The organism is Buchnera aphidicola (Kaburagia rhusicola ensigallis) (assembly GCA_039830025.1).
Lineage (GTDB): Bacteria > Pseudomonadota > Gammaproteobacteria > Enterobacterales > Enterobacteriaceae > Buchnera_B > Buchnera_B aphidicola_AW.
In genome coordinates this window covers 442,394-463,254 of sequence record CP140040.1, presented here as the reverse complement: position 1 = coordinate 463,254, position 20,861 = coordinate 442,394, and the positions used below count along the sequence as shown (strand labels likewise).

Here is a 20,861-nt window from a genome sequence, read left to right as displayed (position 1 = left end):
TATGAATATGTATTAATTTTTTATTTTTTTAGAAATTTTATAGATTTTATAAAAGTATTAAATAGTATTTTAGGAGTTTGTAGAAAAAGTATTTCCTTTTTGAACTAAATATTGATAAGGTAATTTGTTGATTACAAATTTTAATAGTATATGGTTCATAAAATGACAAAAGTTTGGAATGTCTCTTATAGTTGATGGATCATCTGCTAATATTAATAATATTGTACCAGAATTAATTTCTCTTATGGTTTTTCTCAATAGCATTAAAGGTTCAGGACATCGCAAAGTTCTTAAATCTAGTAATTTATATTTCGCATTTTTTTTAATGTTCATATTACTACAAATAGTATATTTAATATAATTATTCAAAATAATTACATTAAATGTATAACTTATGTGTTTTTATGTAATTAATTACAGATATAGGTAATAAATGTAAGCAGGAAAAATTGTTTTTTAAAGAAATTCGAATATAAGTAGAAGAAATGTTAATGTATGGCGTGTTAGAAAAAAAAATGCATCCAAAAGGACGTTCTTGTAATAAAATATAATTTTTAATTATATGAGTTTTAATCCATTTTTTTAAAATGTTACTAATAATTTCTGGTTGATGTAAATATCGCGTTAATATTATTAAATGACACCATTTTAACAATTCTTTCCATTTATACCATTTATCTAGAGTTATTAAATTATCTGATCCTATAATTAATCCGAGTGGTTTTATAAATCCTATTTCTTGTCTGATTTCTTTTAGTGTATCTATAGTATATAATATTTTTTTTTTATTTCGAGGTAATTAATTTTAAATAATGGTTTGTTTTTTACAGCTAATTTTATCATTTGAATTCTATGTTCTGTTGCGATATTTAATTTAGACTGGTGTAAGCTAGTATAATTAGGTAACAAGGTAATTGTATTTAAACGAATTTTTTTTGCTAATATTTCTGCTGTAACGATGTGACCATAATGAATAGGGTTAAAGGTTCCACCTAAAATTGCATATAATGATGTCATTATTTTTCCGTTCGATTATAAAATTGTTTTAATTGTCTGTGCTCATCATATAAGATAAAATTTTTAATTTATTCCATATAGACTTTTCATATTTTTTTTTAATTGTAATTTCTATTTGTGTTAATAATTTAATTGATTGATTAATTATTTTAAAACTTTTGAAGTTTGCAACATGAGTTAGTAAAAAATGTCTTTTTTTTGAAATGTTTCTTTTTTTTAAAATATGATTGGCAGTAACTGATGTTTTACGCTGTATCATCAATATTGTGAGTAAATCATGTTGTAAACATCGGATTAGTTTTATTTGATTATAATTTTTGATATAAAAATTGTTTAGTATTTTCATAGATTTATTTAAATTACCAGTTAGTATTGCATCGATCCATTCTTCTGGAGTAAAAATAGCTACGTTACTAATAATTTTTTGGATTTTTTGAGTTGTTATTAAGGAATTTGGCCAAATTAATTTTAAAATATTTAGTATATTGCATAAATAAACTACATTTTTTTTATAACATTGAAGTAATAAATTGTTTGCATTACTACTAATTATTATTTGTAATTCACGTTTCTTATGTTTCATCCAAGTTTCTAATTCTTCTTGTACAATAGTTTGGCAATATATAATTGTTCCGTTTAATTTAAATATATTCATCCAAATTTTTTCTTCCATATATTCTCTCACATTTTTATGGATAATAAGAAGTAAATTAGAATTTATGAAATGAGATAGAAAAGATAGTTGTTGTTGAACTTTAGTAGTAAGTTTATGTTCAAAGAGATTCAATATAATAATTGTTTTTTTTAAAAACATGTTTTTAATTTTAAAAGCAAAAGACAAGTGATTAATATCAACATGGTACTCGATTGTATGTATAGTATATTCAGTAAATCCATGTTTTTTAGCAGTAGAAATTATAATTTTTTTACTTTCTTGAATAAAAAATTCATCATTTCCAATTAAAACATAATAAGAATTTAATGTATTAAAAAAAACAGGAAATAATTGTTTTGGATAAATAATTTTCATAATTTTATTTTTTTAAATATTATTGCTTATTAATGTTTATATGTATATGAATAATATTCAGATTATTTTTAGTGATGCATTATTAAATTTATGAGTTTATTTGGAACATATATTATATTACTAATTTCATATTTTTGAGTATATTTAAATATTTTTGGTTCTTTCAAAACTTTATCTAATATTTCTTTTTTAGAATGTTGTTGCGCGATCGTAATTTTATGACGCATTTTCCCGTTTATTTGTATTACTATTACAGTAGTATTTTTATTTAAAATAATGTTTTTTTCAATTTTTGGCCATGAAATGTTTTTTAGATGTTGTGTTGTCAATAAATATTGTAATAGTGTATGACTGAAATGAGGTGTAAAAGGATATAAAATTTTTATAATAGATAATAAGGAATATTGAATTAGTTCTTGACTATCATTTTTATTTAAAGCAAACTTTAAAAGTTTATTAACTAATTTCATAATTGCAGCAATTGCTGTATTAAATGATTGTTTTTTACTAATGTCATCTTCTACTTTTTGCATAGTTTGATGTAATAGTATATATAGTTCTTTTTGATCATGAGTAAAACTTTCATAATTAAGTAATATATTAGAACATTTGTAGTTTTGAATATGATCATAACAAAATGTCCATAACTTTTTTAGAAATCGATACATTCCTTTTACTCCAGATTCTTTCCATTCTAATGATGCTTCTACTGGAGCGGCGAACATAATAAATAGTCTTACTGTGTCTGCACCATATTTGTTAATCATTTTTTCCGGTTCTACCCCATTTTTTTTTGATTTTGACATTTTAATCATACCTGCATGAAAAATTTTTTTTCCATGGTATTTAAAAGTTTTTTTTATATTTCCATTAAGATCATATTGAAAATTAGAAGCCGTAATGTTAATCCAATTTTGCGCATTTTTATTATCAATATAGTAGAAAGCATCGGATAACACCATTCCTTGACATAATAGTTTTTTTACTGGTTCATCTGATTGGACTAATCCAAAATCTCTTAATAATTTATGAAAAAATCGAAAATATATTAAATGCATAATAGAATGTTCTATGCCACCAATATATAAATCTATAGGAAGCCAATAATTAGCAGCGTTTTTGTCTATCATTCCTTGATTAAATTTGGTGCAGGTATATCTAGCGTAATACCATGATGACTCCACAAATGTATCTAATGTATCAGATTCGCATAGTGCTATTTTCCCGTTGATATATATTTTCTTTTTTTTAAAAGTATTTGAAAAATAGTTATGGGTGTATGTAGTATTTGTTTTTTCAGATAATAATTTTATAGGAAGGTATTTTTCTGGTATAGGAACGATCTCATTGTTTTCTAAAGTTGCCATTGGAATAGGGACTCCCCAATAGCGTTGTCTTGATACTCCCCAATCTTTAAGTTTACAATGTGTTGTTTTTTCTCCTATTTTTCGGTTTTTTAGTTCTGATATTATGGAAAGATATCCCTCCTTAGTATGTAGATTATCATATTGTTCAGAATTAAATAATTTTCCTGGTTTAGTCATAGCTATGGTTTGTATATTGGGTATTTTATCATTTTCATCAAGTATTACTGGTTTAATAGTGAGGTGATGTATTTTTGCGAAATCAAGGTCGTTTTGATTATGAGCAGGTACACCTAATATTGCTTTAGTGTTATATTCAGATATTATATAGTTGGCTATCCATATAGGTATTTTTTTTTCAGTTATTGGATGAAAAGCAAATTTTCCGGTATTAATTCCTTCATTTTTTTCAAAATTATTATAATTTAGATTAAGGTAAGATTTTTTTTTAATGAAATGATGTACATCTCGGTTGATATTAGATATTTTTTTAACTAATTTGTGAAAAGGTGAAATTGCGACAAATGTTGCCCCCATTAATACTTCAGGTTGAGATATGAAAACTTTGCATTTTTCTTGCGTATCAGACAATTTTAAATTTATTGTTGCTCCATAAGAAAGACCAATCCAGTTGGATTGCATTTTTTTTACTTTATTAGGCCATTTTTTTAATTTTTTTAATCCATTTAATAATTCTTCGGCATAATTTGTAATTTTAATAAACCATTGAGAAATATTTTTTTTAATAATTTTGGTATTGCAACGCCAACATAATCCGTTGATAACTTGTTCATTAGCTAAGATTGTTTGATCTGTTGTACACCAATTTACCCAAGATTTTTTTTTGTATACCAAATTTTTTTTGTATAGTTCTATAAAAAACCATTGTTCCCATTTGTAATATTCAGGTGAACAAGTTGTAATTTCTCTATTCCAATCGTAACTTAATCCTAATGATTGCAGTTGTTTTTTCATATAACTTATATTGTTATTAGTCCATATAGCAGGACTAACGTTATTTTGTATGGCAGCTATTTCTGCAGGTAGTCCAAATGCGTCCCATCCCATAGGATGTAATACGTTTTTCCCAATCATTCGTTGATATCTTGCTACAACATCACTAATGGTGTAATTTCTTACATGTCCCATATGTAATTTTCCAGAAGGATAAGGAATCATAGAAAGACAATAATATTTTTCTTGTTTTTTGTTTTCAGTTACTGAAAACATGTTGTTCTTTTCCCATAATTTTTGAATATTGTTTTCTATTTCTTTGGGCATATATTTTTTTTTCATTTTTATATTCATTTTTTGTATTGTAATAGAATTAAAAAATAAATTTTGTATGTTATTTTGATGATTGAATAGTGAGAATTTATAAAAAATGTTAATAAGAATTCATGTTTTGCATTTATTTTTTTGCTTTTAAATATAAATTTTAAATTTGATAAAATTTTAATTTATGTTGTTTATGGATATGAATTATTATTTTTTATTTAATGCTTTTATAATTTTGATATATTTTAAGAAATTTTTTAACTAGATGTTACTCAAAATAGAAAAAATAAAACATTTATATAAATTAAACAATAGTTTTTGATTTTAAAAAATAATTTATTATTAATTTTGTGTTTATGAGTGGCTTATTTTAACATCATTATAGATAGCTGAATGATAGAGTATAAACAATTTTTTTAATACGAGATAATTAAGTGTTAGATACGTTATTTTTAAATAGCGAAATTAAAATTAGAAGTAATTATAAGCGTAAAAAGTAATTACTTCTATAGTAGGAGTTTAGAAGCGTATCTTTTAATGACATTATGTTAATAAATAGTACTATTATTTTTATGGTATGCGTAAGCTGTTTAAAAATTTAATAAAATAACATGAAAAAATATAAGTTTTAACATAAAGTAAAATTAAATTTTTTGATTAAAAGTATGTTTTATTTGATTTGAATTTAGAATTGGGTATTTTACCATAAATTAATGCATAAAAATATGTTATTGACATGATAAATTGTAAACTTTTTATAAAAAATAAGAATTAATAAAATATATACTAGAATATATTTAATATATTTTAGCATTTAATAAATGAACTTTGTACTTACTTCTTGTTTTTAATTTATAAAAACATTTATTTTTTAAAAATAAAATTTTTTTGATTTCATTAAGCATATAACATTGATTGTTACCGTATTGTATGAATTTTTTTATTTTTTTTTGATAATTCGAGATAGTTTGTATCTTTCGGAATAGTAACTTGTAATTTTATAATTTTTCTATTATTGGCCATATTAACTTTAAATACGTATTTAGAAATATTTATAAGTTCGCCTTGTATAGGAAGATGTCCTAATCTTTTTATAATTAAACCACCAATAGTATCTACTTCTTCGTTATTGAAATTAGTTTTAAAGGTATCATTAAATTCTTTTATAGAAGTAAAAGATTTTACTATAAATTCATATTTGTTTAATTGTTGAATATTAGATTTATTTTCATCGTATTCATCATCAATATTACCTACGATTAATTCCAATATGTCTTCTATTGTTACTAATCCAGAAACTGCTCCAAATTCATCTACTACCATTGCCATATGACTTTTTTTTAATTGAAATTCTTTCAACATACAGTTTACGTGTTTACTTTCAGGAACTACAACAGCTGGTCTTAATATTTTTTTTATACAAAAGTTATTTTGTTCATTTTTTATAAAAGGTAAAAAGTCCTTAGCTATTAAAAATCCTTCGATGTAGTTTTCGTCATAGTTCATCACAGGAAATCGTGAGTGAGCGGATTCTATAATTATATCTAGACATTTTTTTAGTGAATAAGTTAATTTTAGAGTGATCATTTGCGTCCGAGGTATCATTATTTCTCGAACTTTTTGTTGTGTTATGTCAATAACTCCTTCTAACATATTACAAGTTTCTTGGTCTATTAACTTGTTTTTTTTTGAATATCGTATTAATGCTAATAGTTCTTTTTTATTTTTTGGTTCTTCATGAAATATTTGATTTAATAAAATAGAAAAGAAATTTTTTTTATTATGTCTATTATTATATCGAGAATCATCATCATTCATAACATGTTAATAAAGATTTTTTTATATGTTAATTTTAGTTGAATTTTTTTAAAAAAGTTTTAAGAAAGTGTTTGTAGTATTATTTTATTCTAAGTAAGGATTTTTATATCCTAAAGACAACATAATTTTGGTTTCTAAACTTTGCATTTTTTTTAAATTATAGTAATTTTTGTGGTCGTACCCTAATAAATGTAATGTACCATGTACTATCATATGTGCCCAATGTGATTCTATATTTTTATTATAAGTATTAGCTTCTTTTTTAATAACGTCACTGCAAATGATTAAGTCACCAATAAAATAAGATTGCATTGTTTTATACGTAGTAGATGGAAACGATAATATGTTGGTAGTTTTATTTTTATTTCTATATTTATAATTTAAAAATTGCATTTCACATGTTCTCACAACTCTTATTGTTATTTCTACATTAATTTTTTTTTTATTTAGACTAGCTTGTATCCATTCTAAGTATTTTGATTTTTTTGGAAAATATGATTTCTTAGAACAAGCTGTTTGTAAATCAATAATAATTTCTGTCATGATAATTGCAAGGATATTATTTATAATGAATAAATATTTTAGAATATAATATAACATTATTTTATATTTTATCAGATTTTTATAAATAAAAAATTTATATATTTTAAGTTATTTTTTGATTTTTATTATTAAATGTTTTGGAATAACTTCCCTTGAGAGAATGAGGATTTATTCCTATAATTTTTAAATTAATAAATTTTCCTATCATATTTGAGTGTCCTTCAAAGTTGACTATACGATTGTTTTCTGTTCTTCCTGATAGTTCCATAGGATTTCTATGAGATGGTCCTTCGACTAGTATTGATTGTATACTTCCTAACATTTTTTCATTCCATGACTTTGTATTTTTATTAATTAGCTTTTGAAGTTCATACAATCTTGTTTTTTTTTCGTCTAATGAAGTATGATCCAATAACTCTGATGCTGGTGTACCTGGACGAGAAGAATAAATAAAGCTAAAACTCATATCAAAATTCATTTCTTTAATTAAACGTAATGTTTGTTCGAAATCTTCTTGTGTTTCTCCTGGAAATCCAACAATAAAGTCTGAACTAATTTGCATATTAGGACGATGCGAAATTATTTTTTGTATAATATTTTTATATTCTTTAATATTGTGAGCTCTTTTCATTAATTGCAAAATTCTATCAGATCCACTTTGTACAGGTAAATGTAAAAAACTTACTACTTTTTTTGTATCAGAATAAACATCTATGATGTCATCAGTAAATTCAATAGGATTGCTTGTTGTGAATCTAATTCTATCAATACCTTTTATTAATGCTACTAATCTTAATAGTTCTGAAAATTTACAAATTTTCCCATCAAAAGTTTTTCCCTTGTATGCATTAACATTTTGTCCTAACAAGTTAATTTCTCGAACTCCTCTTTCAGCTAATATAGAAATTTCTAATAATATTTCGTCGACTGGACGGCTAATTTCATAGCCTCTAGTATAAGGCACAATGCAAAATGAGCAGAATTTGTTGCATCCTTCTATTATCGTTACATATGCTGTCACTCCCGGATAATCAGGATATTCAATAGTATCAAATTTTTCGATTAAGGGAAATTCAATGTCAATAACGTGTTTATTTCGTTCTTTTACTTTTTTTATCATATTTGGCAATCTATGTAACGTTTGCGTACCAAATATTATATCAACGTAGTTTGCGCGTTTATAGATTTCTTTTCCTTCTTGTGTTGCTACACAACCACCTACTGCAATAATTATATTAGGATTTTTATTTTTTAATTTTTTCCATCTTCCTAATTGATGAAAAACTTTTTCTTGCGCTTTTTCGCGGATAGAGCAAGTATTAAGAATTAAGATGTCAGCTAACTCAGGAAGGTGAGTTTCTTGGAAGTAATGCTTTTTTTTCAATAGTTGAGTTATCATTGAGGAATCATATTCGTTCATTTGACAACCCCAAGTTTTTATGTATATATTTTCTTTTTTTATCATTTTATTATCGCGTTGCAGTCAAAATGTTAAACAGATGTTAGTATAAATATATTAAAATGGATATACATAATTTTTTATAAAATAACATCTAATTGTGCAAGTGTATTTATGCAAAACATAGTTTATTTTTTTATATATAAATTACTTTCTTCATCATTTTTTATACGAAGTGTATTATCTATTTTAAAACTCTTTTTTAATACCGCTTGTATCCAGGTAGTTTTTTGATCGATTTTTGCAAATGCTAAAATATGTCCGATTTTGTGCCATTTATCGTCGTAGTTAGATTCTATTATTTCTCCTATATGTAATATTCGATTAGATTTTGTAATTAACCAGTACAAGTCATATTGGTTTAGTTTTTTAAATTGTGATTTAGCAATCATTTCTTGACCATGATAGCATCCTTTATTGAAGTCTATACCGTTTAAATTTTCTAAATTCAATGATTGAGGAAGAAATTTTTTGCTCATTTCTTGATCAATAATAGGGAATTTAGAACTAATATCTAAAGCTAGCCATAGGTTATCTGTGTTTTCTACTTTTATTAATGTTAATATTTTTTTTAAAATAGGATTATGTTTTTTTGCGATAAGCAAAAATCTTTCGCATGGAGTATTGAACCACAATAGTATTATGTCATTATAATGACGTACTGGGAATTTTTTATTGGGCAATTTATTAAAATATTTTTTTAATTTTTCTTTTGCTGTTATTCCAGTGATTCCCAATAAATTTACCGTATCATCATTAAATATATTAACGTTAGAAAAAATAGCATATTTTTTTAACGCTGCTACTTGATGGTAAGATATACTTTTTCTTTGAATGTACATATAATGATTTTTATTGATTCGAAACAATCTTAAATTACTTAATACTTTTCCATTAATGTTACAGTGAGAACATAATTCATGGTTGTTTTTTTTTAGTTTATCGATATTAATGGTCACTTGGCTTTGTAAATAGTTTGCACTATCATTACCTATTATTGTTGTTAGAGACCAGTTACTTAAATTTATTAACATTATATCTTTTTTTAAGAAGCTTGATAAATATTGGTTGCTTGATAGTAACATTGTCATGTTATTTTTTTTCTTATTTTTTAAATAGAGATTAGTATACTTTTAAAAATTTGAGATGAAAATATATATTTTTATATGCATAAAAATGTCAATTAAACTACATATATGTTTAATTAGAATTAAAAGTTTTAAATTATTTATTATTAGAAAGTGCGAAATGTCATAAAAATTTTGTTTATTTTGAAAGATTTATAGAATAATTTGTGCAGAAAAAGTATATTTTTATGTTTCTGTAATATAGTCGTTTAAAAATATGATTAAGAGAACAAAAATATGTGCGAAATTAATTTAATACAACATCGTGTTCAAATGTATAACAATAAAATTAATAGTTTAAAAGAATTTCTTTGACTATAGTAAGAAAAAGAATAGATTGCTAGAAATTAACATTTTACTCAAATCCTCTAAAATATGGAAAAATTTTAATTTAATAGAAAGTTTAAATCACGAAAAAAAAATATTGACCCATTTAGTTTATTCTATAGATAAGATAGAATCAAATTTAGATGCAATGTTAGATATTTTAACGTTGTCTATTCAAGAAAATAATAAGCAGTTATTACGAGATGTGATTAATGAATTAGATATATTAGATAATGTGATTCATGAATTGGAATTAATACTTGTTTTTTCAAAAAAAAACGATCATTTAAATTGTTATTTAGATATACAATCTGGATCTGGAGGAACAGAAGCTCAAGATTGGGCTAATATGTTGTTCAGAATGTATTTAAAATGGGCAAATAATAAAGGTTTTGAAACAGAAATTATTGAGAGAACACACGGTGAAATAGTTGGAATTAAATCTGTCACAGTAAAAGTATTAGGAAGATATGCTTATGGTTGGTTACGAACTGAAACAGGAATTCATCGTTTAGTAAGAAAAAGTCCATTTAGTTCTAATAATCATCGTCATACTTCTTTCGCTTCCGCTTTCGTTTATCCTGATATTGATGATCCTGTAAAAGTAAAAATTAATTCTTATGATTTGAGAATTGATGTATATAAAGCATCTGGAGCTGGAGGTCAACATGTTAATAAAACTGAATCAGCTGTTCGAATTACGCATATTCCTTCAGGATTAGTAACTCAATCTCAAAGTAGTCGTTCTCAGCATAAAAATAAAGATAGAGCGCTAAAACAATTGAAAGCAAAATTGTATGAGGCAATTTTTAATAAAAAAAATAATGCAAAAAAAGTACTTGAAAATAAAAAATCAGATATTCGATGGGGTAATCAAATACGTTCATACATATTAGATAGTTCTAGAATCAAAGATTTAAGAACTAAAATAGAAGTGAATGATGTATATTCAGTTTTGAATGGAGATTTAGATCTTTTTATTTTATCTAGTTTAAGAAAAGGATTTTAATAAACATTAAAACATAATTTTATTTAAGAGTACGCAAGAGGTTAATATGAACACATGTAATAATGAAGAGCAACAGAGACGTAAAAAATTATATATTCTTAAAAAAAACGGTTTTAATTTTCCTAATGATTTTAAACCAGATCAAAATATAATAGATATTAACAATAATTATGAGTTATGTAGCAATGATCAATTAAAAATTTTGAATGTATGTGTTAGCATAGCTGGTAGGATTATACGAAAACGTATTATGGGAAAAAGTTCTTTTTTTATATTAAAAGATTGTTTAGGAGAAATTCAATTATATATTACAGAGAAATATAGTGTAAATTTTTGTTACGCAGATACAGTTAAAGAATTGGATTTAGGTGATATTATAGGAGTTAAAGGAAGTTTATTTAAAACAAAAACAGAAGAGTTATCTATTTATTGTAAAGAATTAAAATTATTAACTAAATCGTTAAAACCATTGCCTAATAAATTTCATGGATTGTACAACAAAGAAATAAGATATAGACAAAGATATTTAGATCTTATTAGTAACAAACATTTGAGTTGTATTTTTAAAGAAAGATCGCAAATTTTTATTTATATTAGAACATTCATGTTGGAAAATAAATTTTTAGAAGTTGAAACTCCTATGATGCAAAGCATTCCTGGAGGAGCTACTGCACGACCTTTCGTTACTTATCACAATTCTTTAGATCTTAATTTATATTTAAGAATATCCCCTGAGTTATATTTAAAAAGATTAATTATTGGAGGATTTAATCGAATTTTTGAAATAAATAGAAATTTTCGTAATGAAGGAATTTCAACTCGACATAATCCAGAATTTACTATGATGGAAGTATATATGGCTTATTCAGATTATACAGATATGATGATTTTTACTGAAAACTTGTTGAAAAATTTAGTTCAGAAAACGCAAGGTAATTTAATATTTAAATATGGAAAATACGAACTAAATTTTGAAAAAAGTTTTTGTAAACTTACAATGAAGCAAGCTATATTAAACTTTAATTCTAATATTAAAATGTCCGATTTAGATAATTTAGAAAAAATGAAAAATATAGCAAATACGCTTGGAATAAAAATAGAACACAATTGGGAAATAGGTAAATTAATGTCAGAGATATTTGAAAAAACAGCAGAAAAATGTTTAATTCAACCCACTTTTATTACTGACTATCCTATAGATATTTCTCCATTATCTAGAAGAAATAATAAAAATATTGATGTTGCTGATCGATTCGAATTATTCATCGCTGGTTACGAATTAGCGAATGGATTTTCTGAATTAAATGATCCAGACGATCAAAAAGAACGATTTTTTAGTCAAACTCGAGAATTAGACGTACGATGCGAAGATAATTCAACGTTTTATGATGAAGATTATATAGCCGCACTTGAGTATGGACTGCCTCCAACTTCTGGATTGGGAATAGGAATTGATCGATTAATTATGATTTTAACTAATCAGAAAAGTATTCGTGATGTTATTTTTTTTCCTATTCTTAAACCGCTCCATTCTAAAATATAAATTATATGTATGTGTGATGTATTGAATTTTTTATGTTTTCATTTTTTCATGTATTGTTCTTCAACGTTTGTTTTTGATAAAATCATATATTTAATTTTTTATTTAACGTTTTTTAATAAATAGTATTCTATATTTTTAAAAATTTAATGTTTTACATCATTTTAATGTTAATATTGATTTTTTTATAAAAACATTTGCATATAAAAGCAATATGTCATTCTTGAGACAATGGGTTATGTTGAATTCCAAAAATAAAAAAAATACGATATTTAATAGAGATAATATATTAAAGTTAATTAAAAAATATTGTTCTCCGTTATGGATATATGATTCTACTGTGATATTGAATAACATTAAAAAATTACATCAATTTGATGTAATCAGGTTTGCTCAAAAAGCTTGTTCTAATATTCATATTTTAAATTTTTTTCGTAAACAAGGAGTAAAAGTTGATGCTGTATCACTAGGAGAAATTGAAAGAGGCTTGATTTCTGGATATCATCCTACTGATCAAGGGATTATATTTACAGCAGATGTTATAGATAGATGTACGTTAAAAAAAATAAAAAGATATCATATTCCAGTAAATGTGGGATCACTTGATATGCTACAGCAAATTGGAGAAGTATCTCCAGGGCACAATATTTGGTTACGTATTAATCCGAGATTTGGTGATGGATATAGTAAAAAAACTAATACCGGTGGGGAAAACAGTAAACATGGAATTTGGGATATTAGTTTGGCTAAGTCATTTATTAAGAAATATAATTTTAAATTAATAGGTTTACATATACATATTGGGTCTGGCGTAAATTACAAGTATTTGGAGCGTGTATGTCAAGAAATGGTTCGACAAGTATTACGTTTTAATCATGATATTTTCGTGATATCAGCAGGAGGAGGTTTAACAGTTCCTTATAAATTATACGAAAGCTCATTTGATGTTAATAAATATTTTATGTTATGGGATATGGCACGAAAAGAAATTTCTAATTATTTGAATCATTCTATTCAATTAGAAATAGAACCTGGAAGATTTTTAGTAGCAGAATCTGGAATATTAGTCACTGAAGTAAGATCAGTAAAAAAAACTAGTTCTAAATTGTTTGTATTAGTCGATGCCGGATTTAATGATTTAGTTAGACCTGTTATGTATGGAAGTTATCATCATATATCTGTTATTTCAGGTGATGGGCGCAAAATTAATGAATATGATACAGTAGAGACTGTAGTTGGAGGTCCTTTATGTGAGTCAGGAGATTTATTTACTCAAAATGGGCAAGGTGATATAGAAATTAGAATGTTACCTAAGGTAAAACCAGGTGATTATTTAATATTTCATGATACTGGAGCATATGGAGCTTCTATGTCATCCAACTACAATAGCCGTTTATTGATTCCAGAGATTTTATTTGAAAATGGAAATTTTCGTATTATTCGAAGACGTCAAACTATAAAAGAACTATTAGAACCTGAAATAAGTTGCATTTGACCAAATAAAGTATTTATTAATTAATGTTGTTTTATTTAAACAGCAGTCATATAATTACATAACTTATTTATTAGTGGAGAGCAGATGTATTATATGCAAATATTAATATTATTGAGTTTTGTTTGTATGTTTTTTTAAAAATATATAATATTTTAGCATAAGAATTTTGGTGCAATGTAATTTTAATAATTTAATTGTTAACTTTATGTAAATAAATATTTTAGTCAAATAAATATATTGTGAATAGGATGAGTAAAATTGATACATAATTCTTATATATTGTTTCCCAATTTTAATCCTATAATTATTTCTATATTTAATGTTTCTATACGTTGGTATGGAGTAATGTATTTATTAGGGTTTGTTTTTATTTTAAATAAAGGGACAAAAAGTATAAAAAAAATAGGATTAAAAAAAACAGAAATAGAAGATATTTTATATTTTAGTTTTTTTGGTTTGATCATTGGAGGAAGATTGGGGTATATATTATTTTATAATCCATTATTTTATTTTAATAACTTTATACATATATTTAAAGTATGGGAAGGAGGTATGTCTTTTCATGGAGGGTTATTAGGAGTGATTATAGTAATTCTGTATTTTTCTAGAAAGTTTAATAGAAATTTTTTTTTAATTTCTGATTCGATTGTCCCGTTAGTTCCAATTGCGTTAGGAGCAGGAAGAATAGGGAATTTTATTAATGGAGAATTATGGGGTCGTGTTGCTCCTGGTTTTTCTTTTTCTATTTTATTTCCTATGTCTAGAGAAATGGATTTAGAATTAGCTAAAAATGATTTGCAATTACAACTGTTGATCAAAAAATTTGGAATGTTACCTAGACATCCATCTCAAATATATGAATTTTTTTTAGAAGGAATAATTTTGTTTTTTGTCTTGTATTATTATTCAAAAAAGGTAAAAACTACTGGAGTTATTTCAAGTATATTTTTGATTTTTTATGGAATTTTTCGTATTATTGTTGAAATATTTCGCGAACCTGATTATCAAATAGGGTTATTTAAAAATGTTTTAACTATGGGACAAATATTATCCATTCCCATGATAATATTGGGAATTTTAATTATTTTTTCTATACGACGAAAATCTAAAACTCTCATATAATAGGATAATATGAAATCTTACTTATTACTTCTAAAAAAAATATTGAATAAAGGAAACAACAAACAAGATCGTACTGGAGTAGGGACATTATCTATTTTTGGTCATCATATGAAATTTAATTTACAAACAGGATTTCCGTTGGTTACTACCAAAAAATGTCATTTTATTTCTATTGTTCACGAACTTTTATGGTTTTTAAAAGGAGATACTAACGTTAAATATTTAAATGATAATAAAGTATCGATTTGGAATTCATGGGCGAATGAATTCGGAGATTTAGGTCCTATTTATGGACAGCAATGGAGAAGATGGAAAAACACAGATGGTACAGAAATCGATCAAATACAAAATGTAATTAAACAAATTAAGAATAATCCTAATTCCAGAAGAATGTTAGTATCAAGTTGGAATGTGAGTGATTTAGAAAAAATGGCGTTATTTCCGTGTCACGTATTATTTCAGTTCTATGTTATTAACAATGTTTTAAGTTGTCAATTGTATCAGCGTTCTTGTGATGTTTTTTTAGGACTGCCATTTAATATTGCTAGTTATTCCTTATTGATCCATATAATAGCAAATCAATGTTGTTTAAAAGTTGGTCATTTTTTATGGACTGGAGGTGATGTTCATATATATAAGAATCATATAGATCAAGTTAATACTCAATTATTACGTCAACCCTATCGTTTGCCAACATTAATGATTAAAGATAAACCTGAAAAAATATCTGATTATTGTGCGAAAAATTTTTGTTTATTAAAATATAAATCCCATCCTTCTATTAAAGCAAACATAGCAATATAAATGTTTAAAACAAATTGTCTTTCTATTTTAAATTTTTATGGCAGTATTTAGATATTTAGATTTATTTTAACTTTAGATGATTATGATAAAAGGCATATTATTTATAATTTCCGCCCCCAGTGGAACAGGAAAGTCTAGTTTAATTCGAGAAATGTTACAAACTAATTTATTGTTTAAAATACAAGTATCAATATCTCATACTACTCGTATAATTAGACCAGGAGAATATAATGGTAAACATTACTATTTTATTTCTATTCATCAATTTAAAAATATGATAAAGAAAAAAAAATTTTTAGAATATGCAAAAGTATTTAACAATTATTATGGGACATCTTATAAAGAAATTAATCAATGTTTATTAGCTGGAATAGATGTTTTTATGGATATTGATTGGCAAGGAGCACAACAAGTACGTCGCAAAATTCCAAATTCAAAGAGTATTTTTATATTACCTCCGTCTAAAGATGAATTGTATAGACGATTATGTAAACGAGATCAAGATAGTGAAGTAATAATACAAAAAAGGATGAATCAAGCAGTATCTGACATGCGGCATTACGTTGAATATGATTATGTAATTATTAATGATAATTTTAAATTAGCCGTGTCTAATTTAAATAAAATTGTTCAAGTAGAACATTTGTCTAGACAATATCAAACAAAAAAAAACAGTAATTTACTTCGTAATTTATTAAAATAATCGTATATTTTTAATAAGATACTGTTATTGAGCATAGAACATGTTTCTAATTATTATGTGGTTTACAAATACATTTATGTCAGACGCTACGTTTTAATATATTTTTTTTATTACAATTCCTTTTTTCTTGAAAATATCTTTCTTGAATTTTCTGTTAAGTGTTCTTTTCTTAATCTAATAGATAGCGGTGTTATTTCTACTAATTCGTCGTGATTAATAAAACTAATAGCATACTCTAAATTAACGGTTATAGGTGTAGTTAATGTTATTGCATCATCAGATCCTGATGCTCGCATGTTTGTTAACTTTTTACCTAATAAACAATTTACAGTTAAATCGTTTTTTCTGTTATGAATACCAATGATTTGTCCTTCATATACTTTTTCTCCATGTCCTATGAACAGTTTTCCACGATTTTGTAAATTAAATAGAGAAAAACCTACTGAATACCCTGTTTTGTTTGAAATTAGTACTCCGTTTTTTCGCAGTCCTATTGTTTCAGACTGAATTTTCCCATAATGGCTGAAAGAAGAGTGAAATGTTCCAGATCCTGAGGTAATAGTAGTGAATTCTGATCTAAATCCAATTAAAGCATTACTACTTAGAATGCAATCAATTCTTGTTCTATCTGTTTTATCTGAAGTAATATTAGAAATTGTTCCTTTGCGTTCACCTATTAATCTTATAATAGTTCCTTGATTTGCATTTTTAATATCTAATATAACTATTTCAAATGGTTCGTGTTTGATTCCTTTTATTTCACGTATAATTACTTTTGGACGGGATACTTCTAATTCAAACCCTTCTCTTCTCATATTTTCAATTAATATCGACAAATGTAGTTCACCGCGTCCAGACACTGCAAAAACATTGGAATTCGCTGTTTCTTTTATTTTTAAAGCAACATTGTGTATCATTTCTTGTTTTAATCGATTCAAAATTTGTCGAGAGGTAATATGTTTCCCTTCTGTTCCTGAAAAAGGAGAAGTATTAACAGAAAACATCATTTCTACTGTTGGTTCATCAACCTGTAATTTTGGTAATGGTTTTATATTAGTAGGATCACAAATAGTATCTGAAATATAAAGTTTTTCAATACCTGTTATAGCTACTATGTCTCCCGATTGTGCTTGATTAACTTCTATTTTTTCTAATCCAAAATAAGTTAGTACTTTTCCTATTTTTCCGTTGATTTTTAGTCCTTTATTATTGATAATTGTTATGTTTTGGTTGGGTTTTATAGATCCTTGATTAATTCGTCCAATTCCAATTGTTCCTAAATAATTGTCATAGTCTAGTTGCGAAATTTGCATTTGTAACGTTTTGCTAACATTAATTTTTGGAGGTGGTGTATATTTTATAATAGTTTCGTACAACGATGACATATCTAGTCCTATATCTTTGTAGTTAGTTCCAGATGTTCCAAGTAATGCAGAAGTATATATGACTGGAAAATCAAGTTGTTCATCAGTAGCATTAAGATGGACAAATAAATCAAAAATTTGGTCTACTACCCAGTTTGGTCTAGCATTTTTTCGATCAATTTTGTTTATTACTACAATAGGTTTGATTCCATAGTTAAAAGATTTTTGAGTAACAAATCTTGTTTGCGGCATTGGACCGTCTAATGCATCCACTACTAATAGAACAGAATCTACCATGGATAGTATGCGTTCTACTTCTCCACCAAAATCAGAATGTCCAGGAGTATCTATGATATTAATACGATAATTCTTCCATTTAATCGCAGCATTTTTTGCTAAAATAGTTATTCCTCGTTCTTTTTCGAGATCGTTTGAATCCATAATACGTTCGGAATATTTTTTATAGCTTTTAAAATGATCAGATTGTTTTAGTAATGCATCTACTAAGGTGGTTTTTCCATGATCAACATGAGCGATAATAGCTATGTTTCTTAAGTTTTTGTTCATTTTTTATTGGCATCGTAAAAGAAGTAAAAATAATTGTGGTTGTAAAATAATTGAACAACATTATAGAATTTTTATTCTAACATGTTTATTATTGAAATAATAATCTTTTGATACGTATTCATAAAATATAAATATTAAACTGAATGTAAGTGATTATATATGTTATTAGTTTAAATGTTATAATATTTTATTTTTTTATTATCACTAAATAATATTAAATATATTATTTTTTATGTAGTATGATTCATTAAAGTTAATAGTATTATAGTGTATTTTTGGAGCTGTATTGTGATTAGAAACAATTATTGTAACACTGTTTTTTTAAAAAGCATTGTAAATATAAAAAAAGAAAAATATAATTTTGGGTTTGAATTTGCTTTTATTGGATATTCTAATTCAGGAAAGTCTACTGTTATTAATGTTTTAACTAATCAAAAACATTTAGCTAGGGTTAGTAAAATTCCAGGAAGAACACAATTAATTAATATTTTTAAAGTTTCTTCCGAAATGCGTTTAGTTGATTTACCTGGCTATGGTTATTCTAAAGTTTCTAAAAATATTATGATGAACTTAAAAAAAATGGTGTTTCAGTATTTAAAAACTCAAACGTGTTTAAAAGGATTAATTATGTTGATGGATATTCGATATCCTATGAAATCTCTAGATGAAATGATAATTAATTTAACGAGGTTGAACCATATTCCGATGTTAATTTTGTTAAATAAAGCTGACAAAATGGTTTTTTCTAAACAGCAAGAACAATTACGCATTATTCGTTTAAATAGATTAATTTTACTATATGGTATACGAGTAGAATTATTTTCGTCATTTAAAAAAATTGGTATTGATAGTTTAAAGGATCAATTGGATTATTGGATGCATGACAATATGTAATTGTTAGATTAAAAGTTAATATTTTTGATTAGATGTTTTTCTTAAATATTAGTTATTAAGATAGAATTTAACTTTTTAGTATTGATATCTTATTAACATACATTTATATTTTTTGAATAGTGTTTAAATCATAATAGCGTTTGTTTTTTATTTTTCAAAGTTTGTATTATTGTTTACAGCAATGAATTGTATACGTTTCTGTATTCATATTTTTTTTAATCAATGTTTAAATAGAGGTTTTATTGTTTAAGCGAAAAATATTTTAGTTAATGTGATTTAAATTTATATAAAAAAATTTTGTTTTATAATTTGAATTATTTATTTTGTTCTGAAAATAAAATATTTTATTTCAGAAATTAAAATTCATGGTTAAGAAATTAGTGCATTCAGTATTTTAAGTCAAAATACACTTATATGCATTTTTTATTTTTAGGTAATTTATGTTTGTTTTTACTATTTTCATTCTCGTAATAATTTTAACCAATGATGAAATTTATAGTATTTAAAAAAATGAGTTAGTTTATGTATTGATGGTTTAGACATTTTTATTTCATTTATGGATTTATTTATAGTTACATCTGTTTTGATTGTAGCTAGTTTTTTTGAAAGAAGCGCTAAGTTTTTATGAATCATTAGCATTTCAGTAATATGTTTAGCTCGTTTAAATGAATATTGCGATATTTCATCAATATGAATATATATGTCTTCTAAAGAGTTAAAATGTTTCAATAAAGTAAGTGCTGTTTTTTTTCCTATTGTTGGTACTCCTGGAATATTATCTGATTTATCTCCCATTAATCCTAGTAAATCAGGAATTAAAGTAGGTATTACTCCATATTTATGTTTTATTTCTTGTTCTCCTAATATTGTATTAAATTTACTTTCTAATATATTAACATTAACATTTACTAATTGCGCTAGATCTTTATCATTAGTACAAATTAAAGTAAATTTTTTTTCTTTATTTGCCGCATGCGACAATGTTCCTATAATATCATCTGCTTCAAAATAAGGTATTATTACGATTGGAAATCCCATTGCTGTTATTATTTCGTATAACGGTTTAATTTGTAATTTTAAATTTGTTGGCATACTTGGACGGTTAGCTTTATATGGTTGAAATAATATATGCCTAAAATTTTTTGTTGGTGAATCAAATATTATGATTATTTGAGATTTTGGGTATTTTTTAGATAACGTTTTGAGCATTTTTATTACACCATATATAGCCCCGGATGGTGTATTATTTTTATTGCTCAGTGTAGAAAAAGAATAATATGATCTATAGAGGTATGATGTACCATCTATTAATAAATAATGGACGAATTTTTTTTTGGAATTCATATATATAAATTTATATCAGTTATAATTACATGTATTTAATATATATTGTAGTTTTT

Annotated in this window: 18 protein-coding genes; 7 read left to right on the top strand and 11 right to left on the bottom strand. The window is 24.9% G+C overall.

Annotation, left to right across the window (positions count from 1 at the left end):
• Window positions 1-69: 69 nt before the first annotated feature.
• The 9 genes from tusA to ygfZ form a co-directional block, all read right to left on the bottom strand.
• Window positions 70-333: a sulfurtransferase TusA gene (gene tusA, locus U0T55_02035; GenBank protein XBC42690.1), complete on the bottom strand. Its 264-nt coding sequence runs from the start codon at window positions 331-333 to the stop codon at window positions 70-72.
• A gap of 46 nt (window positions 334-379) precedes the next feature.
• The gene (locus U0T55_02030; GenBank protein ID XBC43075.1) at window positions 380-706 is read right to left on the bottom strand and encodes a hypothetical protein; all 327 of its coding nucleotides are present in this window, start codon (window positions 704-706) and stop codon (window positions 380-382) included.
• Window positions 707-762: 56 nt separating this feature from the next.
• Window positions 763-1,017 carry an adenylyltransferase/cytidyltransferase family protein gene (locus U0T55_02025; protein ID XBC42689.1) on the bottom strand — a complete coding sequence of 85 codons (255 nt, stop codon included), beginning with the start codon at window positions 1,015-1,017 and terminating at the stop codon, window positions 763-765.
• A 28-nt stretch (window positions 1,018-1,045) separates the two neighbouring features.
• The gene (gene holA / locus U0T55_02020) at window positions 1,046-2,047 is read right to left on the bottom strand and encodes a DNA polymerase III subunit delta (GenBank protein ID XBC42688.1); all 1,002 of its coding nucleotides are present in this window, start codon (window positions 2,045-2,047) and stop codon (window positions 1,046-1,048) included.
• 68 nt (window positions 2,048-2,115) lie between these two features.
• Window positions 2,116-4,707: a leucine--tRNA ligase gene (gene leuS / locus U0T55_02015; GenBank protein ID XBC42687.1), complete on the bottom strand. Its 2,592-nt coding sequence runs from the start codon at window positions 4,705-4,707 to the stop codon at window positions 2,116-2,118.
• A 900-nt stretch (window positions 4,708-5,607) separates the two neighbouring features.
• The gene (gene corC / locus U0T55_02010) at window positions 5,608-6,507 is read right to left on the bottom strand and encodes a CNNM family magnesium/cobalt transport protein CorC (protein ID XBC42686.1); all 900 of its coding nucleotides are present in this window, start codon (window positions 6,505-6,507) and stop codon (window positions 5,608-5,610) included.
• Between the two features lie 84 nt (window positions 6,508-6,591).
• Window positions 6,592-7,050 carry an rRNA maturation RNase YbeY gene (gene ybeY / locus U0T55_02005; GenBank protein XBC42685.1) on the bottom strand — a complete coding sequence of 153 codons (459 nt, stop codon included), beginning with the start codon at window positions 7,048-7,050 and terminating at the stop codon, window positions 6,592-6,594.
• 103 nt (window positions 7,051-7,153) lie between these two features.
• A complete protein-coding gene (gene miaB / locus U0T55_02000; GenBank protein XBC42684.1) occupies window positions 7,154-8,515 on the bottom strand; it encodes a tRNA (N6-isopentenyl adenosine(37)-C2)-methylthiotransferase MiaB in 1,362 nt (453 codons plus the stop codon).
• Between the two features lie 122 nt (window positions 8,516-8,637).
• On the bottom strand, window positions 8,638-9,600 hold the full coding sequence (ygfZ, locus tag U0T55_01995) for a tRNA-modifying protein YgfZ (GenBank protein ID XBC42683.1): 963 nt from the start codon (window positions 9,598-9,600) through the stop codon (window positions 8,638-8,640).
• Window positions 9,601-9,873: 273 nt separating this feature from the next.
• On the opposite strand from ygfZ, the gene prfB reads away from it, so the two are divergent.
• From prfB to gmk, 6 genes are all read left to right on the top strand, one after another.
• Window positions 9,874-10,972 (top strand): peptide chain release factor 2 gene (prfB, locus tag U0T55_01990; GenBank protein XBC42682.1). Its coding sequence is split into 2 segments (ribosomal slippage): window positions 9,874-9,936 and window positions 9,938-10,972, totalling 1,098 coding nucleotides; the frame shifts between segments, so codons are not numbered across the junction.
• A 46-nt stretch (window positions 10,973-11,018) separates the two neighbouring features.
• Complete coding sequence (gene lysS, locus U0T55_01985; GenBank protein ID XBC42681.1) at window positions 11,019-12,515, top strand: lysine--tRNA ligase; 1,497 nt, start codon at window positions 11,019-11,021, stop codon at window positions 12,513-12,515.
• A gap of 235 nt (window positions 12,516-12,750) precedes the next feature.
• On the top strand, window positions 12,751-14,007 hold the full coding sequence (gene lysA / locus U0T55_01980) for a diaminopimelate decarboxylase (GenBank protein XBC42680.1): 1,257 nt from the start codon (window positions 12,751-12,753) through the stop codon (window positions 14,005-14,007).
• Window positions 14,008-14,268: 261 nt separating this feature from the next.
• Window positions 14,269-15,129, top strand: coding sequence for a prolipoprotein diacylglyceryl transferase (gene lgt, locus U0T55_01975; protein XBC43074.1), 861 nt, complete (start codon window positions 14,269-14,271; stop codon window positions 15,127-15,129).
• A gap of 9 nt (window positions 15,130-15,138) precedes the next feature.
• Window positions 15,139-15,933: a thymidylate synthase gene (gene thyA / locus U0T55_01970; GenBank protein XBC42679.1), complete on the top strand. Its 795-nt coding sequence runs from the start codon at window positions 15,139-15,141 to the stop codon at window positions 15,931-15,933.
• 82 nt (window positions 15,934-16,015) lie between these two features.
• Window positions 16,016-16,636: a guanylate kinase gene (gmk, locus tag U0T55_01965; protein XBC42678.1), complete on the top strand. Its 621-nt coding sequence runs from the start codon at window positions 16,016-16,018 to the stop codon at window positions 16,634-16,636.
• A gap of 110 nt (window positions 16,637-16,746) precedes the next feature.
• On the opposite strand, the gene typA is transcribed toward gmk, so the two are convergent.
• Window positions 16,747-18,567: a translational GTPase TypA gene (typA, locus tag U0T55_01960; GenBank protein ID XBC42677.1), complete on the bottom strand. Its 1,821-nt coding sequence runs from the start codon at window positions 18,565-18,567 to the stop codon at window positions 16,747-16,749.
• A 288-nt stretch (window positions 18,568-18,855) separates the two neighbouring features.
• Between typA and yihA the strand changes: the two genes are divergently transcribed.
• Complete coding sequence (gene yihA, locus U0T55_01955) at window positions 18,856-19,461, top strand: ribosome biogenesis GTP-binding protein YihA/YsxC (protein ID XBC42676.1); 606 nt, start codon at window positions 18,856-18,858, stop codon at window positions 19,459-19,461.
• A gap of 459 nt (window positions 19,462-19,920) precedes the next feature.
• Here the strand turns inward: yihA and U0T55_01950 are convergent, their stop codons facing one another.
• The gene (locus U0T55_01950; protein ID XBC42675.1) at window positions 19,921-20,805 is read right to left on the bottom strand and encodes a 5'-3' exonuclease H3TH domain-containing protein; all 885 of its coding nucleotides are present in this window, start codon (window positions 20,803-20,805) and stop codon (window positions 19,921-19,923) included.
• Window positions 20,806-20,861: the final 56 nt, after the last annotated feature.